This window comes from Methylomonas koyamae (assembly GCF_019669905.1).
GTDB classification, from domain to species: Bacteria; Pseudomonadota; Gammaproteobacteria; order Methylococcales; family Methylomonadaceae; genus Methylomonas; species Methylomonas koyamae.
In genome coordinates this window covers 4,401,665-4,417,109 of the sequence record NZ_AP019777.1, presented here as the reverse complement: position 1 = coordinate 4,417,109, position 15,445 = coordinate 4,401,665, and the positions used below count along the sequence as shown (strand labels likewise).

Here is a 15,445-nt window from a genome sequence, read left to right as displayed (position 1 = left end):
TGATTTGGCGGCTAAATTTGCTTACTAGAGTTTTGATGCAAAGCCCAACCACGGCCGTATCAATCCGTTAGGTTCAAACATTCCGCCCAATTGATACGGATTAGGAGTTTCTCAAGATGTCTTGCTTTCGTTTTATCCACTGCCGCGGAATTAGCGGTTTTATTTTGCTTATTGCAATTCATTTCTCTGTATATTCGGCCCAACCTGATCAGTACTCGATCTATGAACCTTATTACTGTAACCGAAGCGATATCACGCTTAATCTCACAGGAGCGACATCTTCAATATGCACTTACATTAACAATGTCCGCAACTATTGCTATAACACTTTGTGGCACCTCCCTCCCCATGGGCAAATAGTTACTGGTTTGCAAGGAACTTGTGTATTGACTTACGACGGTGGAATATACAGAAATTTAACGTATGTCGGCTCTGAATTGGCTTGTAAGTCACCGTTTGTTGCCGATAGGGTGTCCTGGTCATGCCGCTTACCGCTCAAGTCATTTGTATTTCCAAAAAATCAAGGGGAACCACGGTGCTCTGCAGGCAACCCTTGCGACACGGCTACCGGCAATAAATTTCAAGCGGAAACTGATTTAGACTCAGGTGCTGTTGGCATAAATCTGGTCCGATACTATAACAGTGGTGCTTCTGACAGTAGTAGCTCCTTTGGTTTCGGTTGGAGCCATAATTATTCATTGGCTTTAGGGGTTAGCTACGACCAAATACAAGTGATGAGCTCGGACGGCCGCGCCGAATGGTTCACGCTGACCAACGGCACCTGGGGCGGCGATGCCGACAGCCGTTTGCGCCTGACACAGGACGCGGGCGGTTACACGCTGACCGACGCCGCCGGCACTGTCGAGCGTTACGACAACGGCGGTCGTATCCAGTCCAGTACCGAAACCAACGGCCGCGTTACCGCTTTTGCCTACGACGCCTCGCAACGGCTCAGTAGCGTCACTGGCCCGTTCGGCCATACCCTGCAATTAAGCTACGACAGCGCCAACCGCATCTCCCGCGTGACCTATCCCGACGGATTATTTAGCCAGTACCAATACGACGCCCAGGGCAACCTGAGCCAGGTTGTCCACCAGGACGGCAGCGTGCGCCGCTACCATTACGAAAACGCCACTTTTCCGCACGCGCTGACCGGCATCACCGACGAAAACGGCGTCCGCTTCGCCACCTGGAGTTACGACGGCCAAGGCCGGGCCAACCTGTCGCAGCATGCCGACGGCGCTGAGCAAGTGAATCTGGTCTACAACAGCGACAGCAGTACCGATGTCACCGACAGTCTGAACACGACTCGGCATTACACCTTCCAAAACGTGCTGAACGTCTGGAAACTCACCGGCCTCAGCCAGCCCGGCTCGACCGGCGGCGGTACGACGACCCAAACCCGTAGCTACGACGCCAACGGCAACCTTGCCAGCCAAACCGACTTCAACGGCAACCTGAGCTGTTACGCTTACGACCTGAGTCGCAATCTGGAGACCGTGCGCCTCGGAGGTTTGCCGCCGGGCTCGAGCTGTCCGGCCAACCTGGCCGGCTATACTCCGGCCGCCGGCAGCAATGTCCACAAAATCGGCAGCCAATGGCACGCCAATTACCGGCTGCCCACCCAAATCGACGAAGCCGGCCGCCGCACAACCTTCAGTTACGACGCCGGCGGCAACCTGCTGAGCAAAACCGTCACCGATACCTCGACCCAGCAAAGCCGGACTTGGACCTATACCTACAACATTGGGCCAAATCCTGAGCCAGGACGGCCCGCGCACCGACGTTAACGACGTCACCGCCTACCGCTATTACACCGATACCGCAGCCGGCCACCATGTCGGCGACCTGTGGCAAATCACCAATGCCCTCGGCCACACCACCAGCTTTAACAGCTACGATGCCAACGGCCGCCTGCTCGGCCTGACCGGCCCCAACGGTTTGGCGGTTGGATTCAGCTACGATGCCCGCGGTCGGCTGACGCAAAAAAATGTCGGCGGCAACATCACCCGCTATGACTACGATCCGGTCGGCAATTTGACGAAAGTGACCCAGCCCAGCGGCGTGTTTTTCAGCTACACCTACGACGCCGCCCACCGCCTGACCGACATTACCGACGCCCTGGGCGGCAAGATCCACTACACGCTGGATGCCATGGGCAACCGTACCCAGGAACAGATACTCGACAGCAGCGGTACTGTGGTAAAAAGCCATCGCCGCGTCTACGATGCTCTTAATCGCCTGGCCCAGGACATCGGCGCCTACAACCAAACCACTAGCTACGCCTACGACGCCAACGGCAACCTGACTCAAACCACCGATGCCGCCGGCAACGTCAGCCAGCGCCAATACGACAGCCTGGACCGGCTGATCCGCAGCACCGACGCGTTGAACGGCCAGACCGATTACTACTACGACGCGCAGGACCGCTTGACCCAAATCACCGACGCCGCCGGCCACAACACCGAATACCGCTACAACGGCCTGGGCGACCTGACCCGCCTCGACAGCCCCAACACCGGCGCGACGCAATACGCCTACGACGCCGCCGGCAACCTGGCCCAAACCACCGACGCCGCCGACGTCACGGCCACCTACCGCTACGACGCCCTGAACCGCCTGCTCGGTATCGATTATCCCGGCAGCGAGGCCGACGCCGAATACGGTTACGACGGTAGCGCCGGCAATATCGCCGGCCAACAGGGCCGGTTGACTGATGCCCGCCGCGGCGATATCGCCACCCGCCACCAATTCGACCTGCGCGGCAACCTGCTTACCGCCACGGTGCGCAAACCTTCCAATAACAGCGTACTCAGTGAGCTGGCTTTTGGTTACGATGTCGACGACCGTATCGTGCAAACCCAGCCCGGCAGCGGCCGCCGCCTGCAATACGAATACGACGCCACCGGCCAAGTCCGGCGCATCCAAGTCGCCGACACCGTGTCCGGCGCCACCACCACCCGGCTGCTGGCGGACAATATCGTCCACCTGCCGTTCGGCCCGGTCGCCGGCCTGACCTACGGCAACGGCCTGAGCGACAGCCGCCAATTCGACCAGGATTACCGCTTGACCCGGCAGACCGTCGGTAACCTGTTCCGCCAGCAGTACGGCTACGACAACCTTGGCAACATGACGTTGAGCAACGACGAAACCGCCAGCTTGGCCCAACAAAATTACACCTACGACGCCGTCGGCGAATTAACCGCTCTGAACCATGCCAATCCGCTGCAAAACCAGAATTACCAATACGATGCGGTAGGTAACCGTACCCAGCTGTCCAGCCCTAGCGGCGGCACGGCGGATTATCGGTACGATCCGGACAGCCAGCAATTGTTGGGGACGGTGATGGGCGTTCCCGCGACCGGCCAACAACTCAACCACTTCCGGAGCGACGCTCGCGGCGCAATCGACCGCTCGCAAACCGAACTGAAGTCGGCCTTCTGGAATGTGCTCAGCACGCCGATCAATTACGTTTATGCCGCAGACCAGCGCTTGGTGCAAATCAACAGCGGTAGCAGCCTGCTGGCCGGCTATGCCTACGACGCCTTTGGCCGCCGGGTCGGCAAAACCTGGCCGGGCAAGCCGCTGCACACCTTCGCCTACGCCGGTAGCCAGCTACTGGCGGAAATCGCCGGCACCCCCAGCCACTACGCCTACCTGGACGGCGAACCGCTGGCCCGCATCGACGGCAGCGCCGCCAACAGCCCGATCTACTACTTCCACAACCACCCGCTGGGCGTACCGCTGAAAGCCAGCAACGCCGCCGGGCAAACCGTCTGGGCCGCCCAGCTCCAACCCTTCGGCCTGATGCAGACCACCACGAACGCCATCAGCCAGAACCTGCGCTTCCCCGGCCAGTACTTCGACGCCGAATCCGGCCTGCACTACAATATGGCTCGTTATTACTCGCCCGAACTCGGCCGCTATCTGCAATCGGACCCGATTGGGTTGGCGGGAGGGATTAATACTTATGCCTATGCTTTAAATAGCCCTCTAAGAAATATTGATCCTACCGGTCTACTCGTAGATGCCGTATTCAATCTCTCAACTGGCTCCCTTGTAGTTGTAGATCGAGACAATCCACTTACAACCGCTTCGGTTAACGCTTTTTCTGGGGTAGACATCAATGGTCGCGTAAGAAGTGATCCTATACCAGTTGGGCAATACGACATTCTGGATTATCAATCTTCAAATCATCAGAATTGGTTTCGTCTTGATAGACAAGATTCGTCACCTCGTAACGATATTGATGATTTTCGATCTGGAAGGGGATCTCCTGGGTCCTATCGACTTCATCCTGGTTCAGTTAGCTTGGGATGTGTGACTGTTGGGAACTCAGATGCTTACAGTCAAATATCAAAATTGATTCAATCTACAAAAACTGTTGATGTCCTTGATTTAGCGCCTCAATTCAGCACAAATCAGCTACCAGGTCGATCAGATGATCCGTATCCATATCGTTTCCTGATTACGTATGAGCCTCAGAAAAAACCGTTCAGATATAAGTCAAGTTAAACAATGGGTTATGAATAGCTTTCAGTAGCAACATATGGGGTGCTGCACTGAATTCATGGAATTAACCATGAGACTAGACCTGACTCCATCCGGTTTTTTACCTAAGGCCATGAAAACCAAGGCAGATAGCATTCAGTCGTCACTTGATTTAGCTGAGGCTTGTAAGTAATCAGGTATCGTTTTGGCCCCGCTCGCAATGAAAGCATCAAAATGTTTGGTACTTTTACCGTTATTGATGGAAAGTAAGCTGATGTTGAATAGGATTTCGGTAAAAATGGTTTTGTTTGTTTTGTTATCACTATATGGACTATCTGCTTTCGAGGTGTCAGTTGAAGGTATAGATAAGTTTGGGTTTAATATTCGTAATATTATTGATTGCATAGGTGCTTTTGTAATGATAGTTTCGCTACCAATTACTATAAGGTTTCCTCGCTACTCAACCTTGTTGCTATGGATAATAGCTGGGTGGGCAATGCTTGATCTAATAATTAGAAAATATTAGGGCTAGTTGGGGGCATTAATACTTACACCTATGCTTTAAATAACCCTCTAAGAAATATTGATCCTACCGGTCTACTCGAATGCAGAACGGGGTCAGGTCTAGAAATTACTGCTCTTTTAGAATGTAATGTCATAATGCGTTAAATTTTAAAGCATTGATATTAAATGTTTTTTAATTTTATCAAAAGTGACATTGCTTATTTTAAGAGCAGTAACAATGTTGATAAAAGTAAAATAAATGAACAGCTTAAGGTTGGTTCGCCATTGGGTAGGTGGCTGCCATGGAACCAGTGTCAAACGTATGCATGGCATGTTATTGAAAATGCCCGTACAGCCCCTGCACCCGACCCATTCGATAAAAATGTTTATCCAGCACCTTGAGAAAAAAGCGATATGATCACCTTACGTATCTGTGCTGTTGTTTTTTTAGTTGGTTGTTCACAAGAGAACGACGAGCTAAAAAATTTCTATGATGAAGATATTCAATGTCCTTCTCCATCTGTGGCGGAATTTACTGGTTGGGGGAAGTCTGGTGTCCAGCATATTTGTAAAATTAAACACGGTACTTTTATTGCGTGGGAAGGTGGTTACGTCCATATCCGGGGGCAATATGAGTATGGTAAAGAAACCGGTATTTGGTCTTTTTACGACTCAACGGGAAAATTGGAAAAAACGATCAATTATTCAAATGCTAAGCCGTAAAGTCCAGTGACGCGATAACTTGCGCCGATAAGATGTGCCGACGCCAGGAGGCGCATCGGTCGAGTGACCGCAAACCTCAATTATCACCAGGCCGCCGATCTCATTTATCGGCGGCCTGTACCACCACCCGAAACCCTCGTTCCCAACTGACCCACCCCGCATTTCCGCTGTCCAACCATTCCCGGCATGGCGTCCGCGCCTGCCGCAAACGTGTCGCCAACCGGCCTTTTCCGTTGCCATTTCGTTGACGGTCCGTTGTTAGCGTTCAAAAACCGTTGTTGGGTAAAACTTGACGGAAATTGAATTCAACGTTGACGCTTTTTGCTCGACCAATGGCCTAAAAATCGCTCGCCCGTTGACTTAACGTTGATCGATGAATCGGGGCGGGATAGCCCGCGTAGCTCCGATTAGCGAAGCGTAATCGGAGGAGCGAAAGCCGGGTAGGCCTCGCACCGCGGGCCTGTTTCTTACCCGACAAAATTACATCTACGACGCCGTCGGCGAACTAACCGCCCTGAATCATGCCAACCCAATGCAAAACCAGAGCTACCAATACGATACGGTCGGTAACCGTGCCCGGCAGGCCAGCCCTACCGGCGGCACGGCGGATTATCGGTACGATCCGGATAGCCAGCAATTGTTGGGGACGGTGATGGGCGCTCCCGCGACCGGCCAACAACTCAACCACTTCCGGAGCGACGCCCGCGGCGCAATCGACCGCTCGCAAACCGAACTGAAGTCGGCCTTCTGGAATGCGCTCAGCCCGCGTAGCTCCGATTAGCGAAGTGTAATCGGAGGAACGAGGTCAAACATGCGTCCGAATACGCTATCGCTAATCGGACCTACGGGCCTGTCCATAGGCATTGAACAGCCTCCGCGCCGTTTATTGCGAAGCGCCTGTCGCTATTTTGCGGCCATGCACCTGCCGGCGACAGGCCCTGATCGGCCTGAAAATAGACGATATATCGTAAATTGAGCGACATATCGTCGCCGCTTCCGCCCGCCGGCTCATCGCCGCCAACCTGAAATGCCTTAAACAACAAGACCAAAACAACATTAAAACAATCGCTTACAGGGCAACAGCAGCAAACACGCGGCAATTGGCACAAGAAATGACAAGTAAACGCCAACCATCGGACATCGGTTAGCGACAAACCGCCTCCGAGACAACACTTTTATCGTTTACTCTGGAGCAGCATCATGTACCGCCCATATTTCAAAGCTCACCCATTAGCGCTGGCGTTGGCCGGCATCCTATCCAACGGCCTTTTGACTTCACCCGTCCTTGCCTACGAGCTGGTTTGGGACGGCAGCGGCGACAACGACAGTTGGTTTTACTCGAACAACGACTTCCTTCATCCCAATACCAACTGGCTCAATAACGACCCGTTATTACTGCCGAATGCTGGCGATACCTTGGTCTTCAAAGGCAAGACCCGGTTGACGCCGCTTAACGACGGCCCGGAAGGCCTGGCCATCAATGGCATGACCTTTGCGGCCGACGCCATGCCGTTTACTCTAAGCGGCAATCGCATCGTCAGCACGGGCAATATCGTCAACGCCAGCCGCAATCTGCAAACCATCAATATGCCGATCGCCATCGGCGCCGATCAGGTCTGGGACGGCGGCAATATCCCCGGCGGCTTTTTGCAAGTGAATCAATTCGCCGGTTTGGGCGACCATTCCCTGACCTTGTTACGCCACGTCAAGGTTTCCGCCGGCAATAACCCATTGATTCTCGGCGAAACCGGAGAAGCACAATTGCTGGTGAAAGGCAGGAGTACGCTGGACAGTGTCTCGGCCATCATCGGCGCCGGCCAGGGAAGTACGGCGGAAATGACCGTCCAAGGCTCGGGATCGAAATGGACCAATAGCGGGAACATGAATATAGGCACGCACGGCAAAGCCATCCTGAATATCCTCGATTCCGGCTCGGTGATCAGTAAGACGGCGTCTCTCGGCAACGGAGCCCAAGTGACTATCGATGGCCAGGGATCGAGTTGGACCAATAGCGACGATCTGCACATTGGCTATCTTGGTGAAGGCACGCTGAGGATGACCAATGGTGGTGTGTTGAACTCCGGCAAAAGCTCCATAGGTGGCGGTAACTCCATGCATCCCAGCTTAGTCACCATCGACGGCGCCGGATCGCGGTGGACGAATCAGAGCCTGTCTATTGGAGCGCCTGGACAAGGCAGTTTGAAAATCGCTAACGGCGGGGCCGTGATTAGCGCCGAGAGTATCATCGGCGATCAAGGCTCGGGCGAATTGAATATCGTCAAGGGCGGAAGCATGGAAAGCGCTTTAACCATTATCGGCAATCGGTACATTGGCGAGGTTGTAATCGAGGACTCCGGCTCCCTGCTGAGCACGGGCGATTTGTCGGTTGGATACCTGTCCGACGGTAGAGGCGAACTACTCGTCCGCCATGGCGGCACCGTCAGTAGCCAGTTCGGTTACGTCGGCGCCAACTCGCGAAGTATCGGCCGGGTCAGCGTGCTGGGTTCTGGCGCCCAATGGCTTAACAAATACGAGCTGTTTGTCGGCGATCAGGGTAACGGCAGTTTAGTCGTCGATCACGGCGGCAGCGTGAAAAGCGACAGAGCAACTATCGGCAACGTTAGTGGCGGTGTGGGCGAAGCCAGCATCAACGGCCAAGGGTCGACATGGACTGTCCGGGATAGACTAATGGTAGGCAATCAAGGCAGCGGCACGCTGAATGTGGAAAATGGCGGAAAAGTGGAGAGCGCCAGCGCGGTCATCGGCAATGCCCTCGGCGGCTTGGGCACGGTGATGGTCAACGGCGACGGCTCGCAATGGCGGAACCAAGGCGATCTGTTGATCGGCCGGGGTGGAAAGGGGCTGCTCAATATCGAAAACCAGGGCCTGGTTTCGGTTGGCGGACGCTTACGCATTTTAAGCACCGGCCTCGTGAATCTGAACGGCGGCACGCTCGAAGTCGTCAATCAAGACGATGTTCGCCCTGCGCCTGGCGGGCGGTTTAACTGGCTCGCCGGCACCTTGAGCATCACTGGTGCCGACGGCGTGACCTTGGGCCACAGTGAGATTTTTGGCCCGTTCACCACCCTGACCAGCGGTAAAACCTTGGCGGTGACCAACAGCCTGAACATCAACAGCGGCAGTTTATTATGGCTAAACGGCGGCTCGCTGAAGGCCGGTACGCTGGCATTGAACGGCGGACAAATGGTCTTCCATAACGGTAGCCATCTGGATATGAACGACATCGGCACCTTGTCCGGTTACGGCACGCTGACAACGACCGTGAGCGGCGGCACGGCGGCCAACACCATCCGCGCCAATAGCGGCAAACTGGTGCTGGGCAACGCCAATTCCACTCAAGGTTTCGAATTTGGCGGCAAGCTCGATGTCGGCTCAAATCAAGTAACGTTGCAGGATAAAGATAAAGCCCATTTGGGCGTCTTCACCAGTTTGGGTAAGGGTGGCAAACTTGAAAGCATCAACGGCGTCGATTTGGGCGACGGCGAAACGCTGAATTACACGGGTAGCGCCAGCATTTTGGGTGACTTCACCAACAACGGCCTGGTGACTGGATCGAGGGGCAGGTTGACTTTCCTGAACGATGTGAATGGCGCCGGTGGGTTTGGCGGCAACGTTGTTTTTCGCGGCAACTACAATCCCGGTAACAGCCCGGCCGCCATCGACTTCCACGGCGGTAGCCTCCGCTTTGGTGCAAGCTCGGTGCTGACGATGGAAATCTTTGGCAACAGCCCCGGCAGCGAATACGACCAGTTGTTGAACATCGGCCATTTTGATTTTAACGGCACCCTGGCGCTGGTGTTCGGCGGTAACTTCACGCCCACGGCGGGCAGCAGTTTCAAGCTGTTCGATTTCAGCAGCTTCAGCGGCAGTTTGGACCCAAGCCACATTACCGTCGCCGGTTTTGATCGCAATTTGCTGGATTTCACTAAGCTGGCCAGCACCGGCACGTTGCAAGTCGCGGCGGTGCCTTTACCGGCGGCAACCTGGCTGTTTTTATCCGGCTTGATGACCACCTTGCTGGTGAGTCGTCGCAAAAACCACGGCAGCCAAGCCTTCTAAGCAGCCTGCGCATTGTTTGTTAACGCTTTAACCAACCTACTTTTCCAGGAGAATACCCATGCAACCGTCGTCATTCAAGCGCCATCCTTTAGCCATTGCTCTCAGCAGTCTGTTATCAAGTGCAGTACTCGCGCCAACCGTTCACGCCTACGAACTGGTCTGGGACGGCAGCGGCGACAGCGACAGTTGGTTTTATGCCAACAATAATCTCTTCAACCCCAATACCAACTGGACCAACAACGACGTGGTGCCCACTGCAGGCGACAGCTTGGTTTTTGACGGCAACACCCGATTAACGCCCGTCAACGACGCGGTGCCGGGCTTTGTGGTCGGCGGGATAAGCTTTGCGCCGAGTGCCGGGGCTTTTCAGTTAAACGGCAATGCCATCACCAGCACCGGCAACATCACCAATCTCAGCAATAACCTGCAAACCATCAATATGCCAATCAGCGTGGATGTCGATCAAACCTGGGATGGGGGCACGGCAGGCATGGCCGTCAATGGGGCGGTAACGCTTGGCGACCATAGCCTAAGCTTGAGCCTAAGCTTGAGCAATAAAACCGCTATCAACAACAGCAATGTCGATTTCGTCGTCGGCGACAGTGGCGCGGCCAATCTGGTCTTGCAATCGGGTAGCACACTACGTAATCAAACAGGCATTGTAGGCAATCAGGACTCCGGGCAAGGGAGCGTCACCGTAACGGGGAGCAATTCGTTGTGGCAGAACAGCGGCGAGGTATTTGTTGGAAAATTCGGTAAAGGCAGTTTGAACATCGAAAATGGCGGCAAAGTGAGCGATAGCAGCGGTGTTATTGGCTTAGCTCCCAGTAGCAATGCCACTGTTACTGTTACTGGCGCAAACTCACTGTGGGCCAACAGTGGAGCCGTGGATATTGGTTCTTACGGCGTCGGAACACTTAACGTGCAGGATGGTGGCCATGTAAATAGTACTTTCGGTATCTTGGGAAACCAGATAGGCATCGGTACAGCAACGATCAGCGGCGCCGATTCGGTGTGGACTGTCAGCGACTATTTGATGGTGGGTGGAAACGGTAACGGTATCTTGAATATCGAGAATGGCGGTAAAGTCAGCAATGCTTATGGATCCTTGGCGGTCTATTCAGGAGCTACGAGCGTAGCTACCGTCAAGGGCACCAATTCGTTGTGGGAGAACAGCGGCGAGTTATTCGTTGGAGTTAACGGTATAGGCAGTTTGAACATCGAAAATGGCGGTAAAGTCACCGACCTTAACGGCTTGATGGGCGAATTTGCGCGCGGCAGCAGTAATGTTACGGTTACAGGAGCCAATTCGCTATGGGAAAACCGCGGCAATTTGACCGTCGGTGGCAACGGCCAAGCGACCCTGAATATCGAAAATCATGGCGAAGTGTCGGTCGGCAACCACTTAACTATCGGCAATCAGGGTATTTTGAACCTGAATGGCGGTACGCTCAGCGTCCAAACCCCGGACATTACTCCCAGCGCGGGCGGGCAATTCAACTGGACAGCCGGCACCCTGAATATTACCGGCAGCAATGGGGTAAGCTTGGGCAACAACCCGATGTTCGGCGCGACGACCACTTTGACCGACGGCAAAACCTTGGCAGTGGTGAATACCCTGACCGTTAATAGTGGGAATTTACTCAATATAAGCGGTGGCCATGTTCAAGCGGGTATCCTGGATCTAAGAGGTAAAATCGACGCCACCACCTTGGCCGTCAATGCTGGGAATTTGCTGATTCTGAATGGTGGCGAGCTTAAAGCGGACATGCTGCGTTTAAGCGGCGGCACTATCGCCGCCAAGCTATCCCCCAATTTGAATATGAATAACATCCAGACACTGGCCGGTTTCGGCACAGTGGCTGCTGCTGTCTCAGGGGGAAGCGCCGCAAATTTCATTGAAGCTGTTGGCGGAAATCTGGATTTGGGCACTACCAATTCAGCCAATGGTTTCGATTTTGGTGGCATTTTGAGCGTCGGCCCTAACCAAGTTAATCTGTTGGATAAAGACAAGGCTAACCTTGGCTGGGCTACCATTTTAGCGGATGGCGGCAAGCTCAGTACCATCAACGGCGCCGATCTGGGCAGCGGTGAAACCTTGAACTACACCGGCAACGCCAGCATTTTGGGTAACTTCACCAATAACGGTCAGGTTGGTGGCACCGGCGGCACGCTGACCTTTTTGAACGACGTCAACGGTGCCGGCGGCTTTAGCGGCGACATTGCCTTTCATGGCGCCTACAAACCCGGCAACAGCCCGGCCGCCATCGATTTTCACGGTGGCAATGCCAGCTTTAATTCAACGACGGTGCTGACCATGGAAATCTTTGGCAACAGCCCCGGCAGCGAATACGACCAGTTGTTAAATATCGATCATCTGGATTTTAACGGCACCCTGGCGCTGGTGTTTGGCGGCAATTTCACTCCCACGGCGGGCAGCAGTTTCAGCCTGTTTAATTTCAGCAGCTTCAGCGGCAGTTTCAACCCGGACCGCATCAGCGTCGTCGGCGTGGACCGCAAGCTACTCGACTTTTCCAACTTGGCCGCCAACGGCAGCCTGCGGGTCGCCGCCGTGCCGCTGCCGACTACGGCTTGGCTGTTCCTGGGCGGTTTGCTGGGCATGCTGGCCAAGTCGCGCCACCATATTCTCAATCGCGCGCGGCTATCGTAAAAGTCGCAATGTTGGGCAGGGGTGACACCGAAAAATTGAACAGCTGGTTAAGTGAAAAATCCTGTTACTTTTCGCGTAGAGCGGCCATGGCGGTAAGTCGCAATCGGCAGGGCCGCTGGTTTTTGCAAATCCACGCCGACTGCGACCAAAGAACAGGGACGCTGCTCGATCTACAGCAATTCGGTTGGTCTACATTGCTGTTGCGCGGACGCGCCTAGTCAGACTTAAACGCCTCGCCAAGCAGCGTGCTTTCCGTGTCGGTGTCCAGTTCCCCGGTTTCGGGCAGGCCGGCTTTTTCTTGAAAGGCAATAATTGCCGAGCGGGTGCGCTTGCCGGTTACGCCGTCGATAGTGCCGGGGTCGAAACCGAGATATAGCAGCGCCGCTTGTGCCGTGCGCAAGCTCAAGTCCGGCAGCATCACCTGGTAACGGGCGTGGGCGGCGGCCAGGCGGGTGTCGTATTGGTTTTTTTCGAAGCTCGGGCCGTTATAGCCACGGGCAAACGCGTCCCACTTGCCCTTTTGCATGGCGCCGGCCAGTCCGTTGGCTTTGATAAAATTGGCCATCGCCAGCAGTTGTGCGTTCTCGTCTTCAACGAATGCGGCAACCATGTCTGCCACATTGGCAAACCCGGCGTCCGCGAAGTTAAATCCCATCACCTGCCCGATACCCCAGGACGCACTTTTCAGCGCCGCGGCTTGGTCCAGGCCGATTGCCGTGTTCAGACGGTCGTATTCCGCCTCTCCGCCGATGTAGCCGCCGGCCTTGCTGTTGCTGATGTCCGGAGCGCTGTTGTCGAAGCGGCCGCCGGTTTGGTTGTGGAAAATGTGGCGTTCGAACAGTATCTGTGGGCGGCGGTCTTTTAAAAAACCGAAGCCGCGCGTTTCCACGCTAAGCACCGCCCACACTTCCGGCTGGGCGACACCTAATGTGCTGCACACCTGCTCGATACCTGCGCCGCTTAGCGGGCGGCCTTGACCTTGAAAACTCATGCTGTACCCCCTTTGATTGAATTGATAGTGCCGGGCTGCAGAAAACCCGCCAACTATTTGACTAACCGATCCGATGCACTCCCCATGTTGCCGCTTTGCCCAGCACCGGTTTGCCCGGCCGGGCTAAATGGCACTGGGTTCCGGCAGAGCCAGGTTTATGAAGCGGCAGGCGAATTAACCGCCCGGGTTAGGGCCGGTAATTGGTCCGGTAGCTCGGCCTTGCCCGGTGGCAGGGATGAGTATATGCCCGATCCGGGCCGCCAACAGTTGCAGCGGGGGCTCGGATTGCGCTTACGCTACCGGAGACGAGCGGGCTGGTTCATTGTCCGCTCTGCCGGCTTAAGACTGCGGCGACGGTTTACGGTCGATGTGTCCCAAATCCCTTTCCGGCGCGATGACGTCTCTGACCAATTGCTTCAATTCGGTGATTTCGGGGAAACGGCCGCGTTCTTTACGCGACCAGACCGGGACGCCGTCGGCGGACACTTCGAAAATGCCGCCGGTGCCGGGTTGCAGCGCCAGTTCGCTTAATTCGCTATCGAAGGTGGTCAACAGCTCTTGCGCCATCCAGGCGGCGCGCAGCAGCCAGCGGCATTGGGTGCAGTAGCGGATTTCGACGCGATGGCTCATAAACTGTCGCGCAGCCGCTGGTAGATGCCGCCGAAACTGCCGTTGCTCATCAACAAGACGTGGCAGACGCCGTCGGCTTCGGCGCGGATGGTTTCGACGATGGCGTCCAGGTCGGTGCAAATCTCGATGTTGTCGGCGTATTTCAACAATTGGCTCAAATCCCAACCCAGCCCATCCGGCTGAAAAATGATGGCGCGGTCGGCTTGGTTCAGCGATTCGGCCAGCGATTGGGTATGCACGCCCAGGCGCATCGTGTTGGAGCGCGGTTCGACGATGGCCAGGATTTTTTCGTTGCCGACTTGTTTGCGCAGGCCGTCCAGCGTGGTCTGGATCGCGGTCGGGTGGTGGGCGAAGTCGTCGTAAACGGTGATGCCGTTCTTTTTGACGATAACTTCCATCCGCCGCTTGACGTTTTGGAATTTGGCCAACGCGGCAATCGCGTCGCCCGCTTGCACGCCGACGTGGCGAGCGGCGGCGATAGCCGAAAGGGCGTTGTAGACGTTGTGTTTGCCGGTCAGGGGCCATGCGACCGTGCCTTGCTCTTGGCCTTCGAAATGCACCGCGAAGCTGCTGCCGTCGTCGGCCAGCAATTGCGCTTGCCACGGCGCCGGCGCGTCGATGGCGGTAATTTGTACCGGGGTCCAGCAGCCCATTTCCAGCACTTCGGCGACGTGTTTCTCGCAGTCGGGAGCGATAATCAAACCCTGGCCGGGTATGGTTCTGACCAAATGGTGGAACTGCTTTTTGATCGCGTCCAGGTTTTCGAAGATGTCGGCGTGGTCGTATTCCAGGTTGTTCAGGATTGCGGTGCGGGGCCGGTAGTGGACGAACTTGGAGCGCTTGTCGAAGAAGGCGCAGTCGTATTCGTCGGCTTCGATGACGAAGAAATCCGACTCGCCCAGCCGGGCCGAGATGCCGAAATTCAAGGGAATACCGCCGATTAAAAAGCCGGGTTTGAAGCCGTTGAATTCCAAGATCCAGCTCAACATGCTGGTGGTGGTGGTTTTGCCGTGGGTGCCGGCCACGGCCAACACCCATTTGTGTTGCAGCACGTGTTCGGCCAGCCATTGCGGGCCGGAGATATAGGGCAGGCCCAGATTCAACACGGCTTCGACTTCCGGATTGCCGCGCGACATCGCATTGCCGACCACGACCAGATCCGGTTTGCAATCCAGGTTTTCCGCCCGGTAGCCGTTCATCAAGCGAATGCCTTGCTGTTCGAGCTGGGTGCTCATCGGCGGATAAACGTTTTGGTCGGAGCCGCTGACGCTGTAGCCGAGTTCGCGGGCGATCAGGGCCAAGCCGCCCATGAAGGTGCCGCAGATGCCGAGGATGTGGATGTGCAGAGGTTTTGC

Annotated in this window: 10 protein-coding genes; 7 read left to right on the top strand and 3 right to left on the bottom strand. The window is 55.4% G+C overall.

Annotation, left to right across the window (positions count from 1 at the left end; translation table 11 throughout):
* Positions 1-116: 116 nt before the first annotated feature.
* The 7 genes from MKFW12EY_RS23215 (at position 117) to MKFW12EY_RS23210 (ending at position 12,687) form a co-directional block, all read left to right on the top strand.
* Entirely contained in the window at positions 117-1,790 is a 1,674-nt protein-coding gene (locus MKFW12EY_RS23215) for a DUF6531 domain-containing protein (RefSeq protein ID WP_082409768.1), read from the top strand.
* Positions 1,747-4,515, top strand: a complete 2,769-nt coding sequence (locus MKFW12EY_RS19930; RefSeq protein ID WP_221053633.1) for an RHS repeat-associated core domain-containing protein — start codon at positions 1,747-1,749, stop codon at positions 4,513-4,515. The genes MKFW12EY_RS23215 and MKFW12EY_RS19930 overlap by 44 nt, the downstream gene beginning before the upstream one ends.
* Before the next feature lie 894 nt (positions 4,516-5,409).
* Entirely contained in the window at positions 5,410-5,718 is a 309-nt protein-coding gene (locus tag MKFW12EY_RS19925; RefSeq protein WP_157199322.1) for a toxin-antitoxin system YwqK family antitoxin, read from the top strand.
* A gap of 532 nt (positions 5,719-6,250) precedes the next feature.
* Positions 6,251-6,499 carry a hypothetical protein gene (locus MKFW12EY_RS19920; RefSeq protein WP_054761008.1) on the top strand — a complete coding sequence of 83 codons (249 nt, stop codon included), beginning with the start codon at positions 6,251-6,253 and terminating at the stop codon, positions 6,497-6,499.
* A 419-nt stretch (positions 6,500-6,918) separates the two neighbouring features.
* A complete protein-coding gene (locus MKFW12EY_RS19915; protein ID WP_221053632.1) occupies positions 6,919-9,798 on the top strand; it encodes a hypothetical protein in 2,880 nt (959 codons plus the stop codon).
* 58 nt (positions 9,799-9,856) lie between these two features.
* Positions 9,857-12,469 carry a hypothetical protein gene (locus tag MKFW12EY_RS19910; protein WP_221053631.1) on the top strand — a complete coding sequence of 871 codons (2,613 nt, stop codon included), beginning with the start codon at positions 9,857-9,859 and terminating at the stop codon, positions 12,467-12,469.
* A gap of 86 nt (positions 12,470-12,555) precedes the next feature.
* Positions 12,556-12,687, top strand: coding sequence for a hypothetical protein (locus MKFW12EY_RS23210; protein ID WP_256360768.1), 132 nt, complete (start codon positions 12,556-12,558; stop codon positions 12,685-12,687).
* Here the strand turns inward: MKFW12EY_RS23210 and MKFW12EY_RS19905 are convergent.
* The 3 genes from MKFW12EY_RS19905 to mpl form a co-directional block, all read right to left on the bottom strand.
* Positions 12,684-13,460, bottom strand: coding sequence for an N-acetylmuramidase domain-containing protein (locus tag MKFW12EY_RS19905; RefSeq protein WP_054760993.1), 777 nt, complete (start codon positions 13,458-13,460; stop codon positions 12,684-12,686). The genes MKFW12EY_RS23210 and MKFW12EY_RS19905 overlap by 4 nt on opposite strands.
* A 339-nt stretch (positions 13,461-13,799) precedes the next feature.
* Positions 13,800-14,090, bottom strand: coding sequence for an Rdx family protein (locus tag MKFW12EY_RS19900; protein WP_054760991.1), 291 nt, complete (start codon positions 14,088-14,090; stop codon positions 13,800-13,802).
* Positions 14,087-15,436 (bottom strand): UDP-N-acetylmuramate:L-alanyl-gamma-D-glutamyl-meso-diaminopimelate ligase, encoded by a 1,350-nt coding sequence (mpl, locus tag MKFW12EY_RS19895; RefSeq protein ID WP_054761023.1) that lies wholly within the window; start codon positions 15,434-15,436, stop codon positions 14,087-14,089. Before mpl ends, MKFW12EY_RS19900 begins: the two co-directional genes overlap by 4 nt.
* Positions 15,437-15,445: the final 9 nt, after the last annotated feature.